The 23,905-nt window shown below is 73.1% G+C and carries 20 protein-coding genes; 12 read left to right on the forward strand and 8 right to left on the reverse strand.

From position 1 onward, the window contains the following. Positions 1-114 precede the first annotated feature (114 nt). Both AQJ30_RS11815 and AQJ30_RS11820 read left to right on the forward strand, forming a co-directional pair. Positions 115-732 carry an ArsR/SmtB family transcription factor gene (locus tag AQJ30_RS11815; RefSeq protein ID WP_067232254.1) on the forward strand — a complete coding sequence of 206 codons (618 nt, stop codon included), beginning with the start codon at positions 115-117 and terminating at the stop codon, positions 730-732. Between the two features lie 13 nt (positions 733-745). Beyond that, the gene (locus AQJ30_RS11820) at positions 746-1,483 is read left to right on the forward strand and encodes an SRPBCC family protein (protein ID WP_067232256.1); all 738 of its coding nucleotides are present in this window, start codon (positions 746-748) and stop codon (positions 1,481-1,483) included. A 54-nt stretch (positions 1,484-1,537) separates the two neighbouring features. On the opposite strand, the gene AQJ30_RS11825 is transcribed toward AQJ30_RS11820, so the two are convergent. Beyond that, positions 1,538-3,364, reverse strand: coding sequence for an endonuclease/exonuclease/phosphatase family protein (locus tag AQJ30_RS11825; RefSeq protein WP_067232258.1), 1,827 nt, complete (start codon positions 3,362-3,364; stop codon positions 1,538-1,540). Between the two features lie 247 nt (positions 3,365-3,611). Between AQJ30_RS11825 and AQJ30_RS11830 the strand changes: the two genes are divergently transcribed. The 4 genes from AQJ30_RS11830 (at position 3,612) to AQJ30_RS11845 (ending at position 9,522) form a co-directional block, all read left to right on the forward strand. Further along, the gene (locus AQJ30_RS11830) at positions 3,612-5,057 is read left to right on the forward strand and encodes a hypothetical protein (RefSeq protein ID WP_067232261.1); all 1,446 of its coding nucleotides are present in this window, start codon (positions 3,612-3,614) and stop codon (positions 5,055-5,057) included. 325 nt (positions 5,058-5,382) lie between these two features. Then, on the forward strand, positions 5,383-6,825 hold the full coding sequence (locus AQJ30_RS11835; protein WP_067232263.1) for an alkaline phosphatase PhoX: 1,443 nt from the start codon (positions 5,383-5,385) through the stop codon (positions 6,823-6,825). Between the two features lie 349 nt (positions 6,826-7,174). Then, positions 7,175-8,776, forward strand: a complete 1,602-nt coding sequence (locus AQJ30_RS11840) for a TROVE domain-containing protein (RefSeq protein WP_067232265.1) — start codon at positions 7,175-7,177, stop codon at positions 8,774-8,776. A 170-nt stretch (positions 8,777-8,946) separates the two neighbouring features. Continuing rightward, on the forward strand, positions 8,947-9,522 hold the full coding sequence (locus AQJ30_RS11845) for a TetR/AcrR family transcriptional regulator (RefSeq protein WP_067232267.1): 576 nt from the start codon (positions 8,947-8,949) through the stop codon (positions 9,520-9,522). A 65-nt stretch (positions 9,523-9,587) separates the two neighbouring features. Here the strand turns inward: AQJ30_RS11845 and AQJ30_RS11850 are convergent, their stop codons facing one another. The 7 genes from AQJ30_RS11850 to AQJ30_RS11880 form a co-directional block, all read right to left on the reverse strand. Continuing rightward, complete coding sequence (locus tag AQJ30_RS11850) at positions 9,588-10,799, reverse strand: TerD family protein (RefSeq protein ID WP_067232270.1); 1,212 nt, start codon at positions 10,797-10,799, stop codon at positions 9,588-9,590. A gap of 95 nt (positions 10,800-10,894) precedes the next feature. Beyond that, on the reverse strand, positions 10,895-11,884 hold the full coding sequence (locus AQJ30_RS11855; RefSeq protein ID WP_067232272.1) for a zinc-dependent alcohol dehydrogenase family protein: 990 nt from the start codon (positions 11,882-11,884) through the stop codon (positions 10,895-10,897). Further along, complete coding sequence (locus tag AQJ30_RS11860; protein WP_067232274.1) at positions 11,881-12,711, reverse strand: carbohydrate ABC transporter permease; 831 nt, start codon at positions 12,709-12,711, stop codon at positions 11,881-11,883. Before AQJ30_RS11860 ends, AQJ30_RS11855 begins: the two co-directional genes overlap by 4 nt. Next, positions 12,708-13,646: a carbohydrate ABC transporter permease gene (locus AQJ30_RS11865; protein WP_067232276.1), complete on the reverse strand. Its 939-nt coding sequence runs from the start codon at positions 13,644-13,646 to the stop codon at positions 12,708-12,710. The genes AQJ30_RS11860 and AQJ30_RS11865 overlap by 4 nt, the downstream gene beginning before the upstream one ends. Next, positions 13,643-15,013 (reverse strand): ABC transporter substrate-binding protein, encoded by a 1,371-nt coding sequence (locus tag AQJ30_RS11870; RefSeq protein WP_067232279.1) that lies wholly within the window; start codon positions 15,011-15,013, stop codon positions 13,643-13,645. Before AQJ30_RS11870 ends, AQJ30_RS11865 begins: the two co-directional genes overlap by 4 nt. Before the next feature lie 137 nt (positions 15,014-15,150). Then, on the reverse strand, positions 15,151-15,918 hold the full coding sequence (locus AQJ30_RS11875; RefSeq protein ID WP_067232282.1) for a DeoR/GlpR family DNA-binding transcription regulator: 768 nt from the start codon (positions 15,916-15,918) through the stop codon (positions 15,151-15,153). Between the two features lie 471 nt (positions 15,919-16,389). Next, positions 16,390-17,199, reverse strand: coding sequence for an NAD-dependent epimerase/dehydratase family protein (locus AQJ30_RS11880; RefSeq protein WP_067232284.1), 810 nt, complete (start codon positions 17,197-17,199; stop codon positions 16,390-16,392). Positions 17,200-17,476: 277 nt separating this feature from the next. On the opposite strand from AQJ30_RS11880, the gene AQJ30_RS11885 reads away from it, so the two are divergent. From AQJ30_RS11885 to araD, 6 genes are all read left to right on the forward strand, one after another. After that, on the forward strand, positions 17,477-18,430 hold the full coding sequence (locus AQJ30_RS11885) for a 5-dehydro-4-deoxyglucarate dehydratase (protein WP_067232287.1): 954 nt from the start codon (positions 17,477-17,479) through the stop codon (positions 18,428-18,430). Continuing rightward, the gene (locus AQJ30_RS11890) at positions 18,427-19,584 is read left to right on the forward strand and encodes a hypothetical protein (RefSeq protein ID WP_067232289.1); all 1,158 of its coding nucleotides are present in this window, start codon (positions 18,427-18,429) and stop codon (positions 19,582-19,584) included. The genes AQJ30_RS11885 and AQJ30_RS11890 overlap by 4 nt, the downstream gene beginning before the upstream one ends. Positions 19,585-19,673: 89 nt before the next feature. Beyond that, complete coding sequence (locus tag AQJ30_RS11895) at positions 19,674-20,258, forward strand: TIGR03086 family metal-binding protein (protein WP_067232292.1); 585 nt, start codon at positions 19,674-19,676, stop codon at positions 20,256-20,258. A gap of 238 nt (positions 20,259-20,496) precedes the next feature. Further along, positions 20,497-21,165 (forward strand): GntR family transcriptional regulator, encoded by a 669-nt coding sequence (locus AQJ30_RS11900; protein ID WP_067232294.1) that lies wholly within the window; start codon positions 20,497-20,499, stop codon positions 21,163-21,165. After that, a complete protein-coding gene (locus AQJ30_RS11905; RefSeq protein WP_067232297.1) occupies positions 21,162-22,073 on the forward strand; it encodes a dihydrodipicolinate synthase family protein in 912 nt (303 codons plus the stop codon). Before AQJ30_RS11900 ends, AQJ30_RS11905 begins: the two co-directional genes overlap by 4 nt. Beyond that, complete coding sequence (gene araD, locus AQJ30_RS11910) at positions 22,070-23,812, forward strand: L-arabinonate dehydratase (RefSeq protein WP_067232299.1); 1,743 nt, start codon at positions 22,070-22,072, stop codon at positions 23,810-23,812. Before AQJ30_RS11905 ends, araD begins: the two co-directional genes overlap by 4 nt. Positions 23,813-23,905 lie beyond the last annotated feature (93 nt).

Below are 23,905 nucleotides of genomic sequence, written 5' to 3' on the forward strand. Positions count from 1 at the left end.
GTCCACCCCGCCGCGCACAACCGCCTGCTCCCACCGCCCCACCGAGCCGCGCGCCCTGTCACCGACAACTCCACCCGACTGGACAAAATAATTTGTCGGTGAGAGCGTGGACCCATGCTGGATGTGACCGTCATCGAGGACGCCGCCGCCGCCGCCGTCTCCCTGGACTCCGTCCGGGCCCGGCTGCTGGCCGAGCTGGCCGCCGGGCCCGCGTCGGCCGCGATGCTGGCCGGCAAGGTCGGGCTGCCGCGGCAGAAGGTGAACTACCACCTGAAGACCCTGGAGCGGCACGGCCTGGTGGAGCTGGCCGGTGAGCGCCGCAAGGGCAACGTCACCGAGCGGCTGATGCGGGCGACCGCCGCGTCGTACGTGATCTCGCCGCTCGCGCTCGCCGCGGTGCAGCCCGATCCGGACCGCTTCCGCGACCAGCTGTCCGCCCGCTGGCTGCTCGCGCTCGGGGCCCGGCTGGTCCGGGACGTCGGATCGCTGATCACCGGCGCCGCGAAGGCCCGCAAGCGGCTGGCGACCTACGCCCTGGACGGCGAGGTCCGCTTCGCCTCGGCCGCCGACCGCGCCGCGTTCGTGCAGGAGCTGACGGCGGGCGTGAGCGCGCTGGTGCGCAAGTACGGCGCCCCGGACGCCGAGGAGGGGCGCGACCACCGGATCGTCGTCGCCCTCCACCCCACGGTCAAGGACCAGCCGGTCCCGCCGACCCCCCTCGTCGAGAAGTGAGCAGGAGCCCGTCATGTCCCAGGAGTTCGAGATCGTCCGCGAGTTCGAGGTCGACGTCCCGCCGGAGCAGGTGTGGGAGGCGATCACCCACGGCACCGGTGGCTACCTCTGGCCGATGGACCCGCCCGAGCCCCGGGAGGGCGGCCAGGGACCCTTCGGGTCGACCGTCACGGCCTGGGACCCGCCCCACCGCTACACCAACCGCAGCGAGGACGTCGGCTTCCCCACCCAGTCGCTCAACCAGCTCGACTACACCATCGAGCCCCGCGACGGGGGCCGCCGCTCCTGGGTGCGCTACGTGCACAGCGGCATCTTCACCGACGACTGGAACAACCAGTACGACGGCGCCAGCAAGCACACGAACTTCTACCTGCACACCCTGTGCGAGTACCTCACGCACTTCGCGCCCCGCCCGGTGACCTTCACCCAGCTCCAGGGCCCCGAGGGCTCGCGGACGCCGCGGGCGCTCGCCGCGGCCGCCCGCGCGCTCGGTCTCGCCGACGACGCGGCGGCCGGGGCGAAGGTCACCGTCCGCGGTCCCGGCGGGCAGGACCTGGACGCCGTGCTCGACTACCGCAACCCGTACTTCATCGGGCTGCGCACCGACCACGCCCTCGTCCGCTTCTTCGGACGCGGCAACTGGGGCGCCCCGCTCGGCATCAGCGTCCACGACTTCGCGCCGGACGCCGACGCCGGGGCCGAGGGGGCCGCCTGGCAGGGCTGGCTGGACGCGGTGTTCAGCCGGCCCTGAGGCGCCCCCGTACGGCTGCCGGGGCTGCCGGGGCTGGTGCCGGTGCTGCGGGTGCTACGGGTGGAAGCGCAGCACCTGCGGGTCGTGGTCGCTGATCTGGTCGTGGAACTCCGAGTTGATGTGCACGCTGTCGTACTCGAAGTCGCAGCCGCGCCGGATCGACGGGCTCACCAGGATCTGGTCCAGGACCTGCTGGTTGCCCTGGTAGTCGTACGTGTACCGCTCGCTCCTGGGCAGCGACTTGATCGCCGACCACAGCTCGCCGTCGCCCTCGAGGATCTGCGCGGTGCCGGAGAACTCGAAGTCGTTGATGTCGCCGAGCGCGATGACGTCCGCGTTCTTCTGGGTGTCCAGGACGTCCTTGACGAACGCGTTCACCAGCGTCGCCTGCTGGTGGCGCTGGGTCTCGGAGCTGCGCACCGGCGGCTGGTAGTGCGAGGTCAGCCCCTGGTCGCCGCCCTTGGAGTTGAAGTGGTTGGCGATCACGATGACCGTGCGGCCGCGGAAGACGAACTCGCCGACGAGCGGCTTGCGGCTGCTCTTCCAGGCCGTGTCCGCCGGGTCGATCCGCCCGGGGGAGACCGTGAGGGCGGCCTTGCCGCGCAGGCGCTGCACGCCGACGGCGGTGGTGGCGTCGCCGCCCGCGCGGTCGGTGAAGGAGACCCGCTCCGGGTTGAACAGGAACACCTGGCGGATGTTGCCGCCCGGCTCGCCGCCGTCGGTGTCGTCGGCCGGGTCGATCGAGCGCCAGTCGTAGCGCGGGCCGCCCGCGGCGACGATCGCGTCGATCAGCTTGTTCACCGTGACGTCGGCGGCGACCGTGCCGTCGTCGGTGGCGCCGTTGTTGTCCTGGATCTCCTCCAGGGACACGATGTCGGGCGACTTCAGGTTGTTCACGATCGCGGAGGCGTGCGCCTCGAAGGTGGCGTCCGACGGGTCCAGGTTCTCGACGTTGTACGTCGCGACCGCCAGCTCGCCGTTCTTCTGCTTCTCGGTCGACTCCCGCTCCAGACCGGCGCTGCGGAGCGTGCCGAGCTGGTTCGCGACCAGGGTGTAGCCGCCGAACTGGTTGTAGTCCAGCGGGCCGGCGGTGGTGCCCTCCAGGACGTCGCCGACGTTCGCGACCGGGAAGTCGGCGGTCCGGCCGAGCGACTGTATCTGGAGCCGGCCGGTGTTCTGGGCGTCGTAGGAGCCGTAGACCGTGCCACCGCGGCGGCTCGCGTTCTCCCGCGGCTTCACCGTGACCCACAGCTCGGTGTACGGGTCGGTCGCGGTGACCACGCGGGTGTCGGCGACCTGGACGTTCATGCCCTCCAGGGACTCGTAGTGGTCCAGGGCGTACGTCGACGGCTGCAACGGCAGGCCATTGACCGAGTTGTTCGCGGCGGGGTCGCCGGCCGGGGCGTACGCGGCCGGGACCGAGCGGGCGTCGATCACGGTGGCGGCCGGGACCGCGTTGCCGCTGGAGAGCACGGTGACGGTCGGCTTGGTGATCTCGGTGACCGACTGGTTGCCGGACGTGGTGCCGCCCGGGACGAACTCCGAGACCGTGCCGGAGACGGTGACCGAGTCGCCGAGCCCGACCTTCGGCGTGGAGCTGGTGAAGACGAAGACGCCCTCGCTGGTGGCCGGATCGTCGTCCGGGTTCGGATCCTGGATCCAGAAGCCCTTGGACGAGCCGTAGGTGCGCACCCCGGTGACGATGCCCGCCACGTCGGTGACCTTCTGGCCGGCGTACGGGGAGGTCCGGGTCGTGCCCTGGACGTCGTGGATCCGTACGGCGGCGGCGTGCGCGGGCGAGACCAGGACCAGGGTGGTCGCCGCGGAGCAGGCGGCGGCGACGGTGAGCGCGGCGAGACGCGCGGACGACTTGCTCGGCAAGGGAATCCCTCCGGGGACGAACGAGAGCGCCGGGACGAGGGTGACAATTGATGGCATGTGCGTGACACGCGTAGAGCCGAGTGAACAGTTGTCCCCCCGTTTCTACGCGCGTCAATCTCCTGGTTGATCACGCCAGTTGTCAAGGTTTCGGCCATGTACGCCACCCGTCGGGGAGATGAACCGGGCGGCATGGGTGGAAACCCGTCTAGGCTTCAGTCCGAGTCGACGTGCCTAGGAGAAACCGCCGATGTCAGACAGCTCCCCCCTGCCGCCGGTGCGGCTGACCTCCGTGGCCGAGCTGGCGCGTGACGCGCTGTCCGCGCCCCTGCTCGCCCGCGCCGCCCGGCTGGCCCGCTGGGCCGGCCCGGACACCCGGGTCGACGCCGGCGGCGGACTCGTGGAGGAGCAGTTGCCCGCCGCCGCCGAGGCCCTCGGGCTGACCGGGGACGACGCCGCCGCGTACGCCAGTGAGGCCTGGCGGGTCGCCGTCGACACCGGGCTGGTGGAGATCGCCGACGAGGAGGCCGGCACCGTCGCGGCCGGCGAGGAGCTGGCGCAGCTCACCGGCGGCTCCCCGCACGACGTCCTCGCGGTGTGGCAGACCGCCCTGGAGACCGTGCTCGCCGACGCGAGCGTGCCCGACCTGGACGACCTGGTCGACGCCATGGACGAGGGCGGCGAGGTCGACCTCTCCCGGCTCGACTGGGACCCCGAGGCCGAGGCGGAGTTCCTCGACGGCGTGCTCGGCAACCTCTACCTGCTCACCGCCAACGAGGACGGTCCCGGCCAGGGCCCCGTGCCGCTGCCCGCGCTCGCCGCGTCGATGATCGTGCCCGGCGACATGGGCGAGCCCACCAACGACGTCCTGGAGCAGGTGTCGGACGCGATGATGCGCCTCGACGACCAGTTCCGGCTGCTGGAGCCGATCGGACTGGTCGAGTACCAGCCCGTGGACGAGGCGTTGATGGTGGACGCCGACGACAGCGGTGACGGCGGGACCGGGACCGGTGACGTCGACGAGACCGACGTCTCCCGCTACGGCATGGTCCGCCTCACCCCCCTCGGGCTGTACGGGCTGCGCGCGCGGCTGATGGAGGCCGGGTTCCAGGCGCCCGCCGTGGGCGAACTCGCCGACAAGGGCGCGGACGCCCTGCTCGACGGCACGGCCACCTACGGGCCGACGGCCGCCCGCGCGGAGACCGAGCAGTGGCTCGCCCGCCGCGAACCGCTCGCCGCGGCGCGGGAGTTGCTGTCCGCGGCGCGGGGCAGCGACAGCGGGGCGCCGCTGCGGCGGCTGCGCTGCCAGCAGGCGCTGTCCCTGGTGGGGCTGCCCGCGCAGGCGGCCCTGCGCGAGGTCCTCGACGATCCCGAGCTGGGCGGGCTCGCCCGGGTCTGGCTGACCGAGCACGGGGCTGCGGACGTGCCCGCGCCCTCGCAGGACCTGGTCTTCTGGCTGACGATCGACACGCTGGCCGCGCAGCTCGCGGCGGAGGGCAACTCCGAGGAGCTGCAGGCGCTGGTGGAGGGGCTGGCCGCGCAGCACGACGGGTTCTTCGCGGCGGCGTGGCGGGTGCGGCATCCCGCGACGGCGGACGTGCTGGAGGCGATGGGGCGGTTGCATCCCGACAAGAAGGTGGCGAAGGAGGCGCGGAAGGCGGCGTTCAAGGCGCGGTCGCTTTTCAACGGGGGTTAGTGAACGGGGGGTTGGTGCGGGTGGGTCGGGCGCGGTCGGGGGTGGGGTGTCGGGGTGTGGGTGGCGTGTGCGGGTCGGTTGTGGCTGGTCGCGCAGTTCCCCGCGCCCCTTGGGGTGGGACGGGTCGGGGTGGGGTGTGGGGTGTGCGCGGGGTCTGCCTGAGGTCTTGCGCAGTTCCCCGCGCCCCTTCTGCGTAGGGCGTAGTTCTCCAGGTGCCTGACGTCAGGTCGTGCTGTGTTCAGGTCGTGTTCAGGTGGGGCCGGGACCGTTGCCGCCGACCGAGGTCCGCCACCCCCCACGGCTCACCAGCGTCTCAGGAGACAACATGTCGCTCACCCGCAGGGACTTCGCCAGGACTTCAGCGATCACCGGTGCCGGGGTCGCCCTGGCGGGCAGTGTCGGTGCCCTCGCCACCGCGCCGAACGCCCTCGCGTCGACGGAGACCGACAGCCACGAGGGCGGGTCGGCGGACCGGCACGGCGTGGGCTACGGCCCCCTGGTCCCGGACCCGGAGGGCATCCTCGCGCTGCCGGAGGGGTTCTCCTACCGGGTGATCACCCACAGCGGCCGCACCAAGCTGGAGTCCGGCGAGTTCACCCCCTCCAACCACGACGGCACCGCCACCTTCGACGGCCCGCGCGGCGCGACCCTGCTGGTCAACAACCACGAGCTGAAGGGCCCGCGCGCCAACTGGGCGTACCCGGTGCCGCTCACCGAGGGCCTCGTGTACGACCCGGCCGCCTCCGGTGGCTGCACGGTCGTGGAGGTGCGCCCCGGCCACCACGTCGCCGAGTGGGTCGGCATCGCCGGCACCTCCACCAACTGCGCGGGCGGCAGCACCCCGTGGGGCACCTGGCTGACCTGCGAGGAGACCGAGGACAAGGCCGGCCAGAACGGCATGACCAAGGACCACGGCTACGTCTTCGAGGTCGACCCCGAGGACCGCCGCGCCAACCAGGACCCCAAGCCGATCAAGGCGCTGGGCCGCTACGCGCACGAGGCCGTCGTGATCGACCCGAAGAGCGGGCAGGCCTACCTCACCGAGGACGCCTCCAACCCCAACGGCCTGCTCTACCGCTGGACCCCGCCGGCCGGCTTCCGCCACGGCCGCGGCAAGCTGCGCACCCTCGCCGACGACGCGGGCGTGCTGCAGGCGTTCAAGTGCTTCGACTCCGGCGGCCAGTTCGTCGACGACCTCTCCCGCGCCACGAAGACCGGCACCGTGTACGGCGTCGACTGGGTGGACGTGCCCGACCGCGACGCGAAGACCGTCTCGGTGCGCAAGCAGTTCACCGCCGGCCAGGTCACCCGCGCCCGCAAGCTGGAGGGCATGTGGTGGGGCGACGGCGGCACGTACATCGTCTCTTCCTACGCCCGTGAGGAGAGCCCCGGCCGGCACGACGGCCAGGTCTGGTTCTACGACCCCAAGCGCCGCACCCTCACCCTGAAGGTGCTGCTCGGGGTCAACCCCGACCCGGACCGGGACGGCGCCTTCGACGGCCCCGACAACATCACGGTCTCCCCCTACGGCGGCCTCGTCATCGCCGAGGACGGCGAGGGCGTGCAGCACCTGTTCGGCGCGACCGACAGCGGCCGCACCTACCCGATCGCGCGCAACGAGCTGAACATCGGCACCGCGGACGAGCCGGAGTACAGCGAGTTCACCGGCGTCACCTTCTCGCCCGACGGGCGGACCCTGTTCGCCAACATCCAGGAGCCCGGCATCATGCTGGCCATCACCGGCCCGTGGAAGCGCCACAAGCGGTAATCAATTCGCTCGCGGCCCCCGTGCTGCGCCTCCTATTCTGAGATCACGACAGCGCACCTCCCGGTGCGAAGGCAGCGGCTACTTCTCTCTCAAAGAATCACACGCCGCAGCCGAACTGATCTCGGGAGGCGCAGCTCCAGGACGGGGGCCCGGTGCGCAGGCAGCGGTTACTTCCTGGGATCGGACGGTTGCGGGTTCGAGTCCCGTCATCGACTTCGGGTCGGTGTAGCTCAATCGGCAGAGCATCTGACTAAGTCCGTCGCCGACTACTGATCTCGGGCCCCCCTTCCCATGCCGCGCCTCCCTCCGAAACAGAACGGAACCGCACCGAATTCGGGGGGAATTCACCATGACGCGATTCAACACGCGGACCGCGCGGGCGCAGCCCGCCTCGCGCGTCACCTCGACGGGCCGGGTGCTGCGCACCTACGAGGGCGGCCGGGGCCGGGAGCGCGACGCGCGCTCCGAACTCTTCCTGCTCGCCGTGTCCAACCTCGTGACGCAGCAGTCCTTTTACGAGAGCGGCGCCGACCGCGACGACCGGTACGCCCGGCTCGTACGCGAACTCGCCGTGACCGACCCCGCGTGGACGGCCGGCCTGCTCGGCTGGCTGCGCGGCGAGGGCAACCTCCGCACCGCCGCCGTCGTGGGCGCCGCCGAGTACGTCAAGGCCCGCCTGGACGCGGGCGTGACCGAGGGCCCCTCGAACCGCCGGGTCGTCGACTCCGTGCTCCAGCGTCCGGACGAGCCCGGCGAGGTGCTGGCGTACTGGACGGCGACGTACGGCCGGGCCGTCCCGAAGCCCGTCAAGCGCGGCGTCGCCGACGCCGTACGGCGGCTGTACGGCGGGAAGGCGCTGCTGAAGTACGACACCGCGACCCGTGGCTACCGTTTCGGGGACGTGCTGAACCTCGTGCACGCGGCGCCGGACCCCGCCAAGCCGTGGCAGGGCGAGCTGTTCCGGTACGCCCTGGACCGGCGCCACCACCCGGACACCGCCGTGCCGCCCGCCTCCGACCCCGTCCTGACCGCGCACCGCGCGCTGATGGCGCTGCCGGTCGAGGAGCGGCGCGCGGTGGTCACCGCGCCCGACGCCGCCGAGCGGCTCGCGGCGGCCGGGATGACCTGGGAGGCGCTGGCGGGCTGGCTGCGGGGTCCGATGGACCGGGCGGCCTGGGAGGCCGTGATCCCGTCCATGGGGGCGATGGCGCTGGTGCGCAACCTGCGGAACTTCGACGAGGCCGGGGTCGGCGACGAGGTCGCGGCCCGGGTGGCGGCGCGGATCAGCGACCCGGAGCAGGTCGCGCGCTCGCGGCAGTTCCCGTTCCGCTACCTCGCCGCGTACCGGCACGCGCCGTCGCTGCGCTGGGCGTACCCGCTGGAGCAGGCGCTCGGCCACGCGCTGGCCAACGTGCCCGCGCTGCCCGGCCGCACGCTGGTGCTCGTCGACCGCTCCGGCTCGATGTTCTTCTCGCGCCTGTCCGACCGCTCCGAGCTCACCCGGGCCGACGCGGCGGCGGTCTTCGGCACGGCGCTCGCGCTGCGGGCGGCGGACGCGGACCTCGTCGAGTTCGGCACGTCGAGCAACCCGGTGCGGTTCCGCAAGGGCGAGTCCGTGCTGAAGGTGCTGGAGCGGTTCGGCGACCTGGGCGGCACCGACACCACGGGCGCGGTGCGCCGGCACTACCGCCGCCACGACCGGGTGCTGATCGTCACCGACGAGCAGTACGCGCACAGCCCGCACGGCGAGCCGACCGAGCAGGTCCCGGCCGACGTGCCCGTCTACACCTGGAACCTGGCCGGCTACCGGCCCGGCCACGGCCCGTCCGGCCGGGGCAACCGGCACACCTTCGGCGGCCTGTCCGACGCGGCCTTCCGGATGGTGCCCCTGCTGGAGGCGGCCCACGACGCCCGGTGGCCGTGGGAGACGGACGAGCGGGAGACGGACTGAGCGGTTCCGGGCGACGACGGGCGACGATCGGATCGCAGGCGGTCGGGGCCGTCGGGGCGTCGTCGGTGCGGTGAGGGGGGGGCGCGTCGCCGCCCCCGCGCTCCCTGGCGTCCCCGGGGCGATGTGGTGGACCATGCGGGCAGGAGACCGCTGCTCGCGAGGAGACGTGGATGACGCAGGTCAAGGCCATGCGCGCGGACGCCCGCCGCAACTACGAACGGTTGCTGCGGGCGGCCGCCGAGGCCTTCGCCGAGCACGGGGAACGGGCCTCGCTGGACGACATCGCCAAGCGGGCCGGTGTCGGCTCCGGCACGCTCTACCGGCACTTCCCGACCCGGCAGGCGCTGCTGGAGGCGGCGTACGTCGACCGCGTCCAGGCGCTGGCCGCACGCGCCGACGACCTCGCGCAGCGGCTGCCGCCGGGGGAGGCGCTGACCGAGTGGCTGTACGAGGTGTGCGTCGGCGGCATCGAGGTGCGCGGCCTGAAGTCCCTGCTGGGCTCGGCGGTCACCGACGGCAGCACGGCGGCCGGCACCCCCTGCGGCACCGCCGTCACGGGTGCCGCGACCCGTCTGGTCGTCGCGGCCCGGCGGGAGGGCACCCTGCGCCCCGACGTCGAGCCGATCGAGCTGCTGCGCCTCGCCCACGGCGTGGCCACGGCCTCGGAGCTCGCCGACGACGGCCCCCGGCACATCCGCCGCTACCTGAGCCTCCTGACGGAGGGCCTGCGCCCGGCGGCCGGGTGAGGGACGGCCCCGTGGGGGCGCCCCCGCCCGGGCGCCCCCGCCCGGGCGCCCCCACGCGGCGGGCCCTACAGCGCCTGCGCGCCCGGCTTCACCATGTTCCGCACGGTGCGCGCCTTCACGAAGTCGCCCAGTGCCGTCATCTCCCACTCGCCGGAGAACTGACGGATCAGCTTGGCCATCAGCACGCCCGTCTGGGGCTCGGCATTGGTCAGGTCGAAGCGGACCAGTTCCTCGCCGGTGGTGGCGTCGAGGAGGCGGCAGTACGCCTTGGCCACCTCGGTGAACTTCTGGCCGGAGAAGCTGTTCACCGTGAACACCAGGCCGGTGACGTCCTGCGGGAGGCGGCCGAGGTCCACGGTGATGGCCTCGTCGTCGCCGCCGCCCTCGCCCGTGAGGTTGTCCCCGGAGTGGCGGATGGCGCCGTTGACGATGGTCAGCTTGCCGAAGTAGCAGCTGTCGATGTGGTTGCGCTGCGGGCCGTAGGCGATGACCGAGGCGTCGAGGTCGATGTCCTTGCCGCGGTAGGCGGGCTCCCAGCCCAGACCCATCCGCACCTGCGACAGCAGCGGGAGGCCGCCCTTCATCAGGGACACCGTCTGGTTCTTCTGGAGGCTGACCCGGCCCTTGTCGAGGTTGACCTTCCCGGTGCCCGGGGCGGGGGGTGCGGGCGGCGCGGGCGGCATCGGGGGCGCCTGCGGGGTGACCTGCGGCGGGGCCGCGGGGGCGGGCGGGGCGGCCTGGGGCGCGGGCGGGGCGGCCTGCGCGGCGGGGGCCGGCCGGGCCGGTTCCTCCACCGTCACGCCGAAGTCCGTGGCGATGCCGGCCAGCCCGTCGGCGTAGCCCTGGCCCACCGCGCGGGCCTTCCAGGCGCCCTGGCGGCGGTAGATCTCCACGACCACCAGGGCCGTCTCGGTGCCGAGCTGCGGCGGCGTGAACGTGGCCAGCACGCTGTTGTCGTCCGCGTTGCGGAGCGTGGCCGTCGGTTCCACGCCCTGGAAGGTCTGGCCCTGGGCGTCCGGGCTCGCCGTGACGACGATCCTCTCGATGGCCGGGGGCACCGCCGCGGTGTCGACCGTGATGGCGTCCGGGCCGGCGCCGCCGCCCGGGCGGTAGGTCACGCCCGGGCCGGCCGGCTGGTTGTAGAAGATGAAGTCGTCGTCGGAGCGCACCTTGCCGTCGGCGGTGAGCAGCAGGCCCGACACGTCGAGCCGCACCGGAGCGGCGACGTCGACCGTCACGCGCGCGGCCGTGAGGGGGATGTTCGAGCCAGGGGTCATAGCTGTCATGCCCCGAGAACGATCGGACCCGCTTTACCGTTCCCTTACCGACCGCCGTTCGGCGGAGCCGCGCACCGGGCCACGCCGAGCGGCTCCTACGGCACGATCACGATCTTGCGGCCGACGCCCGCCGCGAACTGCTCCAGCGCCTCGGGGTAGCGCTCGAGCGGCAGCCGGTCGCTGATGAACACGTCGGGGTCCAGCACCCCGTTCGCGAACAGCTCCGCGGCGCGCTCGAAGCTGTGCAGCACGGCCATCGAGCCGGTGATGGTGATCTCCTGGTTGTAGATGCGGTACGGGTCGATGGTGACCCGGGTCGCGTAGTCGGCCACGCCGAACTGCAGGAACGTGCCCGCCTTCGCCACCCGTCCCAGGCCGTCCTGGATGGCGGCGGCGTTGCCGGTGGCGTCGACCACGACGTCCCAGCCCTGCGGCCGCTCCAGCTCGTCCGCGCCGGTCGCCGACCCAGTGACGCCGAGGCGGCGCGCGGTCCGCAGCCGCTCCGGGTTGACGTCGACCACGTCCACGCTCGCCGCGCCGGTGCGCTTGGCCAGCTCCAGCATCATCAGCCCCATCGTGCCCGAGCCGTAGATCAGCACGTGGGCGCCGAGCCGGGAGCGCAGCACGTCGTAGCCGCGCACCGCGCACGACAGCGGCTCGATCAGCGCCGCGTCCTCGGTGCGCACGTGCTCGGGGAGCTTCACGCAGTTGGCGACGGGCGCCACCGCGTACCGGGCGGCGCCGCCGGCCGTGGTCACGCCGATCGCGGCCCACCGCTCGCACAGGTTGTTGTGCCCGGTGCGGCAGTAGCGGCACTCGTGGCAGTACAGGGAGGGGTCCACGGCCACCCGGTCGCCGACCGCGACCTCGGTGACCTGGGTGCCGACGCCGACCACCTCGCCCGCGAACTCGTGCCCCGGCACGATGGGCAGCTTCGGTGCGAACTCGCCCTGGAGGATGTGCAGGTCGGTGCCGCACAGGCCGCACGCGGCGACCTCCACGACGACCTCGCGCGGCCCGGGCGTCGGGTCCGGCACCTCGGTGACCACGGCGCGGCCCACGGACTCGATGACGGCGGCCTTCATTTCACGGCTCCCAACGACAGGCCCTGGACCAGCTTGTCCTGGGCGGCGAACCCCGCGGCGAGCACCGGCAGGGAGATGACGAGCGACGCGGCGCACACCTTCGCCAGGAACAGGCCCTGGCTGGTGATGAAGCCGGTCAGGAAGACGGGGGCGGTCTCGGCGACCACGCCCGTCAGGACCCGGGCGAACAGCAGCTCGTTCCAGCTGAAGATGAAGCAGATCAGCGAGGTGGCGGCGATGCCCGGCAGTGCGATGGGCGCGACCACGCGGGCCAGCACCGTCGGCAGGCGGGCGCCGTCGATCTGGGCGGCCTCGATCACCGCGACCGGCACCTCGGCCAGGAACGACTGCATCATCCACACCGCGATCGGCAGGTTCATGGAGGTGTAGAGGACGACCAGCAGCCAGATGTTGTCGAGCATCCCGGCGTTCTTGGCGAAGAGGTACACCGGCAGCAGGCCCGCCACGGCCGGCAGCATCTTCGTGGACAGGAAGAAGAACAGCACGTCGGTCCACTTGCGCACCCGCCGGATGGACAGCGCGTACGCCGCGGGCAGGGCCAGCAGCAGCACCAGCAGCGTGGACGCCACCGATGCCACCGCCGAGTTGAGCAGCGCCGGCCAGGGGCTGGCGCCGCCGCCGGTGCCGAAGAACTCGCGGTAGCCGTCCAGGGTGAACGCGGCGGTGAAGGAGGGCGGGTTGGTCGCCGCGTCGGCCTCCGAGTGGAACGACGTCAGCGCCATCCAGGCGATCGGCAGGAAGAACACGATCCCGGCGAGCCAGGCCAGCAGGCCGAGACCGCCCCGGCGTACGGTCGTCGCGGTCATGCGCGCGACACCTCCTCGCGGAACAGGGACGACACCACGCGCAGGGCGAGGGTCGCGATGACGAGCGAGCCGATGACCACCAGGACGCCGGCCGCCGAGGCGAGGCCGTTCTCGTGGGCCTGGTAGAAGCTCTGGTAGACGGTGTAGGGCAGGTTGGCGGTGCCCAGGCCGCCCGACGTGATCGTGAAGACCGCGTCGAAGTTCTGCACGATGTAGATCGAGCCGAGCAGCGCGCCGAGTTCGAGGTAGCGGCGCAGGTGCGGCAGCGTGAGGTGGCGGAAGATCTGCCAGTCGCTCGCGCCGTCCACCCGCGCGGCCTCGATCTGCTCGGGGTCGCGGCTCTGCAGCCCGGCGAGCAGGATGAGCATCATGAACGGCGTCCACTGCCACACCAGCGACGCCTCCACCGCGAGCAGCGGGGTGTTCGAGATCCAGTCCGGCTGGGGCCCGCCGACGTAGTGCAACAGCCCGTTGAACAGGCCGTACTCGGGGTTGTAGAGCACGTGCTTCCACAGCAGCGCGGCGGCGACCGGGACCACCAGGAACGGGGCGATCAGCAGCGTGCGCACCACGCCCCGGCCGCGGAACCGGCGGTCCAGCAGCAGCGCCAGGGCCAGCCCCAGGACCAGGCTGGCGATCACCACCGCAGCGGTCAGCAGCACCGTGGTGCCCACCGAGTGGCGCAGGTCGGCGTCGGTGAGGACCTGGTGGTAGTTGTCGAACCCGGTGAAGCGGCGGGCGTCGGGGTAGAGGGCGTTCCAGTCGAAGAACGAGATCACCAGCGTAGCCACGAACGGCAGCTGGGTCACGGCGATCATGAAGATCAGGGCGGGCAGCAGCGGGGCGCGGGTGCTCCAGGCGCGCAGCCGGGCGGACGGCCGGCGCACCGCCGGGACGGGCGCGGTGCTGACGGGGGTCGTGGTCGTGGCGGTCATCGTCCCTCGTACTCCTCGGAGATGCGCTCGGCGAGCTGCTGGGACTTCCTCAGGGCGGACTCGACGGACTGGCGGCCGGCGATGGCCGCGCTGATCTCCTGCGAGACCTTGGTACCGAGGTCGGTGAACTCGGGGATGCCGACGAACTGGATGCCGGGCGCCGGACGCGGCTGCACCCCGGGGTCCTTCGGCCGGGCCCCCTCGATGGCCGCCCTGGTCATCTGCTGGAAGGCGGCGGCCTCCTTGACGTAGGCGGGGTTCGCGTACGTCGAGGCGCGCTTGCCCGCCGGGACGTTGGACCAGCCCACCGTGTCACCGACCAGCTGCTCGTACTCCTTGGAGGAGGCCCAGGAGACGAACTTCCACGCCTTGTCGGTGTTGCGGGACGCCTTCTGGATGCCCCAGGCCCAGGTGTAGAGCCAGCCGGAGGACTCGGTGCGCTCGACGGGCGCGGGCGCGTAGCCGACCTTGCCCTTCACCGGGGAGCCGGCCGCCTCCAGGGAACCGGCCGCCGACGTGGCGTCGTACCACATGGCGACCTTGCCCTGGGTCATGTTGTTCAGGCACTCGGCGAAACCGGACTGGGCCGCGCCCGACTCGCCGTGCTCGCGCACCAGGTCGACGTAGAAGCGCGTGGCCCGCTTCCACTCGGGGGAGTCGAGCCGGGCCTTCCAGCCCTTGTCGAACCAAGTGCCGCCGAAGGTGTTCACGACGGTGGTGAGCGGGGCCATCACCTCGCCCCAGCCGGGCAGTCCGCGCAGGCAGATGCCCTTCAGGCCGGGCCGGGCGCCGTCCACCCGTGCGGCCAGGTCCGCGATCTGCTGCCAGGTGGGGTGCGCGGGCATGGTCAGGCCCTGCTGGGCGAAGACGTCCTTGCGGTACATCAGGAAGGACGACTCGCCGTAGAACGGCTGGCCGTAGAGCTTGCCGTCGTCGGCGGTCAGCGACTCGCGCATCGGCTTCAGGACGTCCTGCTCGTCGTACGCCGGGTCCCCGGCGACGTAGGAGTCCATCGCGTGCAGCCAGCCGTTGCGGGCGTAGATCGGGATCTCGTAGTTGGACAGGGTCGCGACGTCGTACTGGCCGGCCTGGTTGGCGAAGTCCTGGCTGATCTTGTCGCGGACGTCGTTCTCGGGCAGCACGGTGAAGTTGACCTTGATACCGGTGGACTTGGTGAAGTGCGCGGCGGTCAGCTTCTGCAGCTCGGTCATCTGGGGGTTGTTGACCATCAGGACGTTGATGGCGTCACCGCCGGATCCGGCCCCGCCCGCTCCGACCCAGCAGCCGGAGAGCAGCGGGGCGAGCAGCGTCCCTGCGGCGGCCGCGGCGAGCATCGCGCGCGGCCTCCGTCGGCTCTGGGTTCGCATGGATCGCTCCTGAACGTGGGGGACGTAGGGACGTAGGGACAAAGAGGCATGACGGCATGCCGACGTACGGACGTGACGTCATGACGACGTGGAGGAAGAGAAAAGGAGGAGGGAAAAGGTGCCGTGGGGGGGCGGCCTCAGGCCCGGATGACCTGGGGCCCCATCAGGGAGTACCGGTGCGCCTCGGCCGACGGCAGCAGCGTGCTGGTCACGATCGTCTCCAGCGTGCCGATGTCCGCGAACCGGCAGAAGCTGACCGCGCCGAACTTGGTGTGCACCCCGGCGAACACCGTGCGGCGCGCGGCCCGGATCGCCTGCGCCTTGACCTCGCTGACGGCCGGGTCGGGGGTGGTGAGGCCGTGCTCGCGGGAGATGCCGTTGGCGCCGATGTAGGCCAGGTCGAGGACGAACCCGGCCAGCATCCGGGTGGTCCAGTGGTCGACGGTGGCGAGGGTCCCGGAGCGGACCCGGCCGCCGAGCAGCAGGACGGTGGTGTTCTCGGCCTCGGCCAGGGCGCCCGCCACGGGCAGGGAGGCGGTGACCACGGTCAGCGGCCGGTCCCGGGGCAGCGCCTCGGCGATGAGCTGGGGGGTGTAGCCCTCGTCGACGAAGACCGTCTCCGCGTCACCGAGCAGGTCGGCCGCCGCGGTGGCGATCCGGCGCTTCTCGGGGACGTGGCTGGTGGCGCGGAAGGCGAGCGTCGTCTCGAAGCCGGCGCTCTCCACGGGGTAGGCGCCGCCGTGGGTGCGGCGGACCAGGCCGTGGTCCTCCAGGGCGCGCAGGTCGCGGCGCACGGTCTCCTTGGCCACGCCCAGTTCGACAGCGAGCGCGGCGACGTCGACCGACCCGGCGGCGCGTGCCACCCGTACGATCTCGCGCTGGCGTTCTTCCGCGGTCCTGGTCATGGCCGACTCCCCGCCTCCTGCCGTGTTGCCCGTTCGGGCCCTCGGTGGGCTCATGGGGGAAGTTCTACAGGGGGCGCGCGGCGCCTACCAGGTCTGTTGCCGAGGTGATACTGCCCGGGTGTGCCCGTTCGGTCGACGGCCTGCCCGGAGCGGGCCGGGGGCGCGGGCGGCGTGGGCGCGGGCCGGGTGCGGAGGTGTCGTGGCTGGTCAGGGTGGGTGTGCGGGCGGGTGTGCGGTGCGCTGTGCGTCGCCTTCCGTACGGGTTCCGGGGTGGTGCGCTGCCCGGGTGCGGTGCCCGAAAGGGCCGCAGGCGGGCCCGTTCGGTGCCCGGATGTGCGACGGGCGGGCCCGTTCGGTGCCCGCCCGCCGTGGTGGGCGACGGTTTTGCGTCAGCGTCCGTGGTGCCGCCGCCCGTCGGCCCTGGGCCCGTGGGGTGCCGTCGCCCGTCGGCCCTGGACCCGTGGGGTGCCGTCAGTACGGCCAGATCGGCGGGTCGTTGACGAAGTGGCCGCCCAAGTAGCCGTGCGAGACGGTGTCCTCGTCCAGCTCGCCCTGCTCGGCGATCAGCTTCTCGGCGTACGGTTCGGAGTCGTCCCGCGGCTCGTAGCCGAGCGCCCGCGCGCCCGACAGGTCCCACCACAGGCGGGTGTTGGCGGAGGAGCCGTAGACGACCGTGTGGCCGACGTCCGGCGCGGTCAGGGCCGCGTGGAACAGGCGGGCGCCGTCGGCCGGGCTCATCCACACCGAGAGCATGCGCACGCTGGTCGGCTCCGGGAAGCAGGAGCCGATGCGCACCGAGACGGTCTCCAGGCCGTGCTTGTCCCAGTAGAGCTGCGCCAGGTCCTCCCCGAAGCACTTGGAGAGCCCGTAGAAGGTGTCGGGGCGGCGCGGGGTGTCGACCGGAATGAGCGGGTCGCCGTCCCGGGGGCGCGGGGTGAAGCCGACCGCGTGGTTGGAGGAGGCGAAGACGACGCGGCCGACGCCCTCCTCGCGGGCGGCCTCGTAGAGGTGGTACGTGCCCTCGATGTTCGCGCGGAGGATCTTGTCGAACGGGGCTTCCAGGGAGATGCCCGCGAGGTGGATGATCGCGTCGACGCCCCGCACGGCCTCGCGCAGGGCGTCCCGGTCCGAGAGGTCCGCGACGACGGCGTCCGGCTCGTCCTCGATCGGCCGCACGTCCAGCAGGCGCAGGGTGTAGCCGTACGCGGGGAGCAGGCCCCGCATCAGGGTGCCGACGCCACCGGCGGCGCCGGTGAGCAGGACGGTGCGCGGAGCGGGCATCCTCGGATCTCCTTGGTCGACGGGCGTCGGCGAGTGACGGCGGGGTGGGGGGTGGGGGGTCTCAGCGGTCGCCTGCGTAAACGTGATTCACATGCGTGGACACGCTAGGGAGCCGGGCCCGGACCGTCAAGGGGCGGCCGGGTCTTCCCGCTCGCTTCCCTCGTGCCGCGTTGCCCGCTTGACCGGCCCGGATGGGCGCCTTAGCGTGACGGTGTTCAGAAATATGGACACCAGTCAGAAACGTGCACCGGACAGCGCCTGCTCCCAGGGAGAGCCCGTGACGCCAGCCCCGTTCGCCGCCCGACTCGCCGTTCCCAGCGGGCCGTTGTTCTTCCCCGTCACCGCCTTCGGCCCGGACGGCTCCCTCGACCTGGACGCCTTCCGGGCGCACGTCCGCCACGGGGTCGAGGCGGGCGCCGCCGCCGTCTTCGCCTGCTGCGGCACGGGGGAGTTCCACGCGCTCACCCCCGAGGAGTTCGAGGACTGCGTGCGCGCGGCCGTCGAGGTCACCGGCGGGCGCGTCCCGGTCGTCGCGGGCGTCGGCTACGGCACCGCCCTCGCCGTCCGCTACGCGCGCCTGGCCCACGCGGCGGGCGCCGACGGACTGCTCGCCCTGCCGCCCTACCTGGTGGTCGCCGGACAGGAAGGCCTGCTGCGCCACTACCGCGAGGTCACCGCCGCCACCCCGCTCCCGGTCATCGTCTACCAGCGCGACAACGCCGTGTTCACCCCCGCCACCGTCGTCGGACTCGCCCGCACCGAGGGCATCGTGGGCCTCAAGGACGGCCTCGGCGACCTCGACCTGATGCAGCGCGTGATCAGCGCCGTGCGCACCGAGGTGCCCGGCGACTTCCTCTACTTCAACGGCCTGCCGACCGCCGAGCAGACCCAGCTCGCCTACCGCGCCCTCGGCGTCCCGCTGTACTCCTCGGCCGTGTTCTGCTTCGCGCCCGAGATCGCCCTCGCCTTCCACCGCGCGCTGCACACCGGTGACGACACCACCGTCCGGCGGCTGCTGGACGGCTTCTACCGCCCCTTCGTCGAACTGCGCGCCCGGGGCCGCGGATACGCCGTCGCGCTCGTCAAGGCCGGCGTACGGCTGCGCGGCCTCGACGTGGGGGAGGTGCGTCCACCCCTGCACGAGCCGGGCGAGGACCACGTCAAACAGCTCGCCCAGGTGATCGAGCGCGGCCTGGCGCTGCTCGACGAGGACAGCGCGGGGGACCGGTGAAGGCGTCGGCGTTCGTCTACCCCTGGGACGTCAACGGCGACCCGCAGGCCCCCGCACGCATCGCCGCGCTCGGCGTACGGCAGGCGACGCTCGCCTCCGCGTACCACTCGACGCGCGCGTTGACCCCCCGCCACCCGCGCCACCGCGTCGTCACCGCCGCGTACGCGGCCGCGCTGTACCCGCCGGGCGAGCACTGGGAGGGACGGGAGCTGCGCCCCCACCCGGCCGGCGACTGGGCCCCCGGCGACGCCTTCGGCGAGGCGGCCGCCGCCCTCGGCGACGCCGGTCTGGAGGTGCACACCTGGGTCGTCCTCGCGCACAGCTCCCGCCTGGGCGCCGAGCACCCGGACACCTCCGTGGTCAACGCCTACGGCGACCGCTACCCCTGGGCCCCCTGCATCGCCCAGCCCGCCACGCGCGCGTACCTCGTCGACCTCGCCGCCGAGGCGGCCGTGCGCCCCGGCGCGGCCGGCACCGAGCTGGAGTCCCTCGGCTGGTACGGGCTGGCGCACCTGCACGCCCACGACAAGACCGGCGGGGTCGCCCTCGGGGACGCCGGCCAGTACCTGATGTCCCTGTGCTTCTGCGCCGCCTGCCGGGCCGGCTACGGCGAACAGGGCCTGGACGCCGACGCGCTCGCCGCCGCCGTACGGCAGGCGCTGGAGCCGGTGTGGCGGGGGGCGCCGGACGACGGGGGCTGGGCGGGGGTCGAGAAGCTGCTCGGGCAGGACACGGCGACCGCCACGCGCGCGTGGCGCGACGCGACCGCCCGCTCGCTGCAGGAACAGGCCGTCGCCGCCGTGCGTGCGGCCGCGCCCGAGGGCTTCCAGGTGCTGCTGCACGCCGACCCGGTCACCCACCACACCGGCGCCAACGCGGGCGTCGACCCCGCGCACGTGCTGTCCGTCGCGGACGGCGTGGTGGTGCCCTGCACGGGCGGCCCCGGCCTGCTCGCCCCGTTCGCGGAGAGGGGCGCGGACGCCGTCCTCGCGGCCAACCTCACGATCGTCTCCGGCATGGGCGGCAGCCCCGCCACCCTCGCCGCGGACGCCTCACGCGCCCGTGACCTGGGGGCGACGGAGCTGCGCCTCTACCACGCGGGCCTGGCCTCGGACGCGGACCTGGACGCGGTGCGGGAGGCGCTCGGCGGCTGACGCACGGCGCCCCGCAGACGACCGATGAGTTCCGGGCGGGCGCGCGGTCCACCCTCCGGTAGGGATTCCCGTCTCCCGGAGGAGCACCCATGTCCGACCCCACGACGCTCGACCTCGGACCGCAGGCGCTGGTCGTCGCCCGGCTCGCGGAGGGGGTGACGGACGCGCAGCTGGGCGGCGCGACGCCCTGTCCGCAGTACGCGGTGCGTCATCTGCTGGGGCACCTGGCCGGCCTCTCGGTGGCGTTCCGCGACGCGGCCCGCAAAGACTTCGGGCCGACCACCGACACCCGGCCGGACGCCGCCCTGCCCGACGTCGGGCCCGGCTGGCGCGCCGAGCTGCCCAAGGCCCTGGAGGAACTGGCCGACGCCTGGCGCGACCCGGCCGCCACGAGCGGCACGACCCGCGCCGGCAGCGTCGACCTGCCCGGTGCGGTGGCCCTCGCCGTGGCCGCCGACGAACTGGTCGTGCACGGCTGGGACCTGGCCCGCGCCACCGGCCAGGAGTACGTCCCCGACCCGGCCGCGCTCGGGGCGGCCCACGCCTTCCTGCTGCAGGTGGCGCAGGGCGGCGGTGAGGGCCCCTTCGGCCCGCCCGTCCCCGTCCCCGACGACGCGCCGCTCCTCGACCGCGCCGTGGGCCTGAGCGGCCGCGACCCGCACTGGACCCCGTGACCTCCCGAACACCCGCGTCCCCAGGGCCGCTTGCTCCCGTCACCGGGGGCGGGCGGCCCTGTTTTTCCTGCCCACCTGCGCCTTCAGGCGGCCGCGGCAGCTTTCTCTGCCGGAAGCATTGACGAACCACGGCCCCCCTCCTACCTTCAACGCGTCGTACTTCGTACGTCATATATGAGACGCGATACACGAGATCAGATACACCCGAGATCTGGTACGTGACTTCCGAGAGGCGCGCATGACCTCTGTGCCCACGCCCATCCCCTCCCGTACGCAGTACGTGCTGGAGGAGATCAAGCGCCGCATCCTCACCGGGCAGCTGACGCCCGGCCAGGCCCTCGTCGAGACCGAGCTCGCCGCGCAGTTCGGGGTCTCCAAGACCCCGGTGCGCGAGGCGCTCAAGACCCTGGCCGGCACCGGACTGGTCGTCATGAGCCAGTACAAGGGCGTCACGGTGCGCATGGTGGACGCGGACATGGCGCGCGAGGTCTACGACGTACGACTGCTCCTCGAACCCGAGGCGCTGCGCCGGGCGGTGCGCCGGGGTGCCTCCCTGGACGCCGCGCGCGACGCCCTCACCCGGGCCGACGACGCCACCGACACCGCCGAACGCTCCCTCGCCAACCGGGAGTTCCACCGCGCCCTGTACGTGCCGTGCGGCAACCCGCTGCTCGGCCGGATGCTCGACGAGGTCCGCGACCAGGCCGCCCTGGTCTCCGCCGTGGCCTGGGCCGCCGACCCCTCCTGGGAGCGCGAGGCCGGCGAGCACCGGGAGATCCTGCGCCTCGCGCTGGCCGGCGACGCGGACGGCGCGGCCCGCGCCCTGCACGCCCACATCGCGTCCTTCGTCGAGCGGGCGTTCCCCGGGGCGGACGTCCCCGCATCCCAGCAGGAGGGCCAGGAATGAGCGGCGTGGTGTTCGAGAGCCAGCGGGCGGCCCTGGCCGACGTGGTGGCCATCCCGGTGACCCCGTTCGCCGAGGACGGCTCCGTCGACCGGCGGGCCCACCGGGCGCTGCTGCGCCGGCTGCTCGACGGCGGGATCACCACCCTCACCCCCAACGGCAACACCGGCGAGTTCTACGCCCTCACCCCCGAGGAGCGGCGCCTGGTCACCGAGCTGACCGTCGAGGAGAGCGGCGACCGGGCCGCCGTCCTGGTCGGCGTCGGCCACGACGTGCCCACCGCCGTCGCCTCCGCCCGGCACGCCCGCGAACTGGGCGCCCGGATGGTCATGGTCCACCAGCCCGTCCACCCCTACGTCGCACAGAGCGGCTGGGTCGACTACCACCGCGCGATCGCCGAGGCGGTGCCCGAGCTGGGCGTCGTGCCGTACATCCGCAACGCGCAACTGCCCGGCGCCCGTCTCGCCCAGCTCGCCGACGCCTGCCCGAACGTGATCGGCGTGAAGTACGCCGTGCCGGACGCCGCGAAGTTCGCCGCGTTCGCCCGCGACGCGGGCCTGGACCGCTTCGTGTGGGTCGCGGGCCTCGCCGAGCCGTACGCGCCGTCCTACTTCTCGGCCGGCGCCACCGGCTTCACCTCGGGCCTGGTCAACGTCGCCCCGTCCGTCTCGCGCGACATGATCGAGGCGCTGCGGGCCGGCGACTACCCGGCCGCGATGAAGGTCTGGGAGCAGATCCGCCGCTTCGAGGAGCTGCGCGCCGCCGACGGCAGCGCGGACAACGTCACCGTCGTCAAGGAGGCACTCGCCTCGCTCGGCCTGTGCCGCCGGGACGTGCGCCCGCCGAGCCGGCTGCTGCCGGAGACGGAGCGGGCCGAGGTCGCCGCCATAGCCGCGGGGTGGTCGCTGTGACCGCACCCGGAGCACCGCGGCGCAACCCCGAGGACCTGCGCAGCCACCAGTGGTACGGCACGGACGGGCTGCGCTCGTTCAGCCACCGCGCCCGCACCCGCCAGCTCGGCTACCTGCCCGAGGAGCACCTCGGCAAGCCGGTCGTCGCGATCCTCAACACCTGGTCGGACATCAACCCCTGCCACGTCCACCTGCGCGACCGCGCCCAGGCCGTCAAGCGCGGGGTGTGGCAGGCGGGCGGTTTCCCGCTGGAGTTCCCGGTCGCCACGCTCAGCGAGACCTTCCAGAAGCCGACCCCGATGCTCTACCGCAACCTGCTCGCCATGGAGACCGAGGAGCTGCTGCGCTCCTACCCGGTGGACGGCGCGGTGCTCATGGGCGGCTGCGACAAGACGACGCCCGCGCTGCTGATGGGCGCCGCCTCCGCGGACCTGCCCACCGTGTTCGTGCCCGCGGGCCCGATGCTGCCGGGCCACTGGCGCAACGAGGTGCTCGGCTCCGGCACCGACATGTGGAAGTACTGGGACGACAAGCGGGCCGGCCTGATCGGCGACTGCGAGATGGCCGAGCTGGAGAACGGCCTCGCCCGCTCGCCCGGCCACTGCATGACGATGGGCACCGCCTCCACGCTCACGGCCGCCGCCGAGGCGCTCGGCGTCACCGTGCCCGGCGCGTCCAGCATCCCGGCGGTCGACTCGGGACACGACAGGATGGCCGCCCGGGCCGGCCTGACCGTCGTCGAACTGGTCCACCGGAACCGGAAGCTGAGCGACATCCTCACCCGGGAGGCCTTCGAGGACGCGGTCACCACCGTGCTCGGCCTCGGCGGCTCCACCAACGCGGTGATCCACCTGATCGCCATGGCCGGCCGCGCCGGAGTGCGGCTCACCCTCGACGACTTCGACCGCATCGCCCGTACGGTCCCGGTCCTCGCCAACGTGCGGCCCGGCGGACGGACGTACCTCATGGAGGACTTCCACTTCGCGGGCGGACTGCCCGGCTTCCTCTCCCGGATCCCCGACCTGCTCCACCTGGACCGGCCGACCGTCTCCCACGACACCCTGCGCGCGCAGATCGAGGGCGCGCGGGTGCACCACGACGACGTGATCCGCCCGCGCGACCACCCCGTCGCGGCGGAGGGCGGGGTGGCCGTCCTGCGGGGCAACCTCTGCCCGGACGGCGCGGTCATCAAGCACATCGCCGCCGAGCCGCACCTGCTCGAGCACACCGGCCCCGCGGTCGTCTTCGACGACTACCGGACCATGCAGCGCACCATCAACGACCCGTCGCTCGGCATCACCGCCGACAGCGTCCTGGTGCTGCGCAACGCCGGCCCCAAGGGCGGCCCCGGCATGCCCGAGTACGGCATGCTGCCGATCCCCGACCACCTGCTCAAGCAGGGCGTGCGCGACATGGTCCGCATCTCCGACGCCCGGATGAGCGGCACCAGTTACGGCGCCTGCGTGCTGCACGTGGCACCCGAGTCGTACGTCGGCGGGCCGCTGGCCCTGGTGCGCAGCGGTGACCTCGTCACCCTCGACGTCGCGGCGCGCAGCCTCCACCTGCACGTGGACGACGCCGAACTCGCACGGCGCCGGGCCGCCTGGACCCCGCCGCCCACCCGGTACGAGCGCGGCTACGGCGCGCTCTACACCGAGCAGATCACCCAGGCCGACACCGGCTGCGACTTCGCGTTCCTCGCCCGCCCCGGCCGGGTCGCGGATCCGTACGCGGGCTGAGCACCGCACCTCCGCACGTCCCCGCACTCCCCGCACGCTCCGCACCACCCCGGCCCGGCCGCACCGCGCCACCGGAGCAAGCGCTTCCCGCAC

Origin of the sequence: Streptomyces longwoodensis (assembly GCF_001514125.1) — a bacterium.
Taxonomy (GTDB): Bacteria; Actinomycetota; Actinomycetes; order Streptomycetales; family Streptomycetaceae; genus Streptomyces; species Streptomyces longwoodensis.

Bases quoted from the DNA above. Each gene is read 5' to 3' on its own strand.
- AQJ30_RS11815 (WP_067232254.1), top strand. From the start codon at position 115: ATGCTGGATGTGACCGTCATCGAGGACGCCGCCGCCGCCGCCGTCTCC.
- AQJ30_RS11820 (WP_067232256.1), top strand. From the start codon at position 746: ATGTCCCAGGAGTTCGAGATCGTCCGCGAGTTCGAGGTCGACGTCCCG.
- AQJ30_RS11830 (WP_067232261.1), top strand. From the start codon at position 3,612: ATGTCAGACAGCTCCCCCCTGCCGCCGGTGCGGCTGACCTCCGTGGCC.
- AQJ30_RS11835 (WP_067232263.1), top strand. From the start codon at position 5,383: ATGTCGCTCACCCGCAGGGACTTCGCCAGGACTTCAGCGATCACCGGT.
- AQJ30_RS11840 (WP_067232265.1), top strand. From the start codon at position 7,175: ATGACGCGATTCAACACGCGGACCGCGCGGGCGCAGCCCGCCTCGCGC.
- AQJ30_RS11845 (WP_067232267.1), top strand. From the start codon at position 8,947: ATGACGCAGGTCAAGGCCATGCGCGCGGACGCCCGCCGCAACTACGAA.
- AQJ30_RS11850 (WP_067232270.1), bottom strand. From the start codon at position 10,799: ATGACCCCTGGCTCGAACATCCCCCTCACGGCCGCGCGCGTGACGGTC.
- AQJ30_RS11855 (WP_067232272.1), bottom strand. From the start codon at position 11,884: ATGAAGGCCGCCGTCATCGAGTCCGTGGGCCGCGCCGTGGTCACCGAG.
- AQJ30_RS11860 (WP_067232274.1), bottom strand. From the start codon at position 12,711: ATGACCGCGACGACCGTACGCCGGGGCGGTCTCGGCCTGCTGGCCTGG.
- AQJ30_RS11865 (WP_067232276.1), bottom strand. From the start codon at position 13,646: ATGACCGCCACGACCACGACCCCCGTCAGCACCGCGCCCGTCCCGGCG.
- AQJ30_RS11870 (WP_067232279.1), bottom strand. From the start codon at position 15,013: ATGCGAACCCAGAGCCGACGGAGGCCGCGCGCGATGCTCGCCGCGGCC.
- AQJ30_RS11875 (WP_067232282.1), bottom strand. From the start codon at position 15,918: ATGACCAGGACCGCGGAAGAACGCCAGCGCGAGATCGTACGGGTGGCA.
- AQJ30_RS11880 (WP_067232284.1), bottom strand. From the start codon at position 17,199: ATGCCCGCTCCGCGCACCGTCCTGCTCACCGGCGCCGCCGGTGGCGTC.
- AQJ30_RS11895 (WP_067232292.1), top strand. From the start codon at position 19,674: ATGTCCGACCCCACGACGCTCGACCTCGGACCGCAGGCGCTGGTCGTC.
- AQJ30_RS11900 (WP_067232294.1), top strand. From the start codon at position 20,497: ATGACCTCTGTGCCCACGCCCATCCCCTCCCGTACGCAGTACGTGCTG.
- AQJ30_RS11905 (WP_067232297.1), top strand. From the start codon at position 21,162: ATGAGCGGCGTGGTGTTCGAGAGCCAGCGGGCGGCCCTGGCCGACGTG.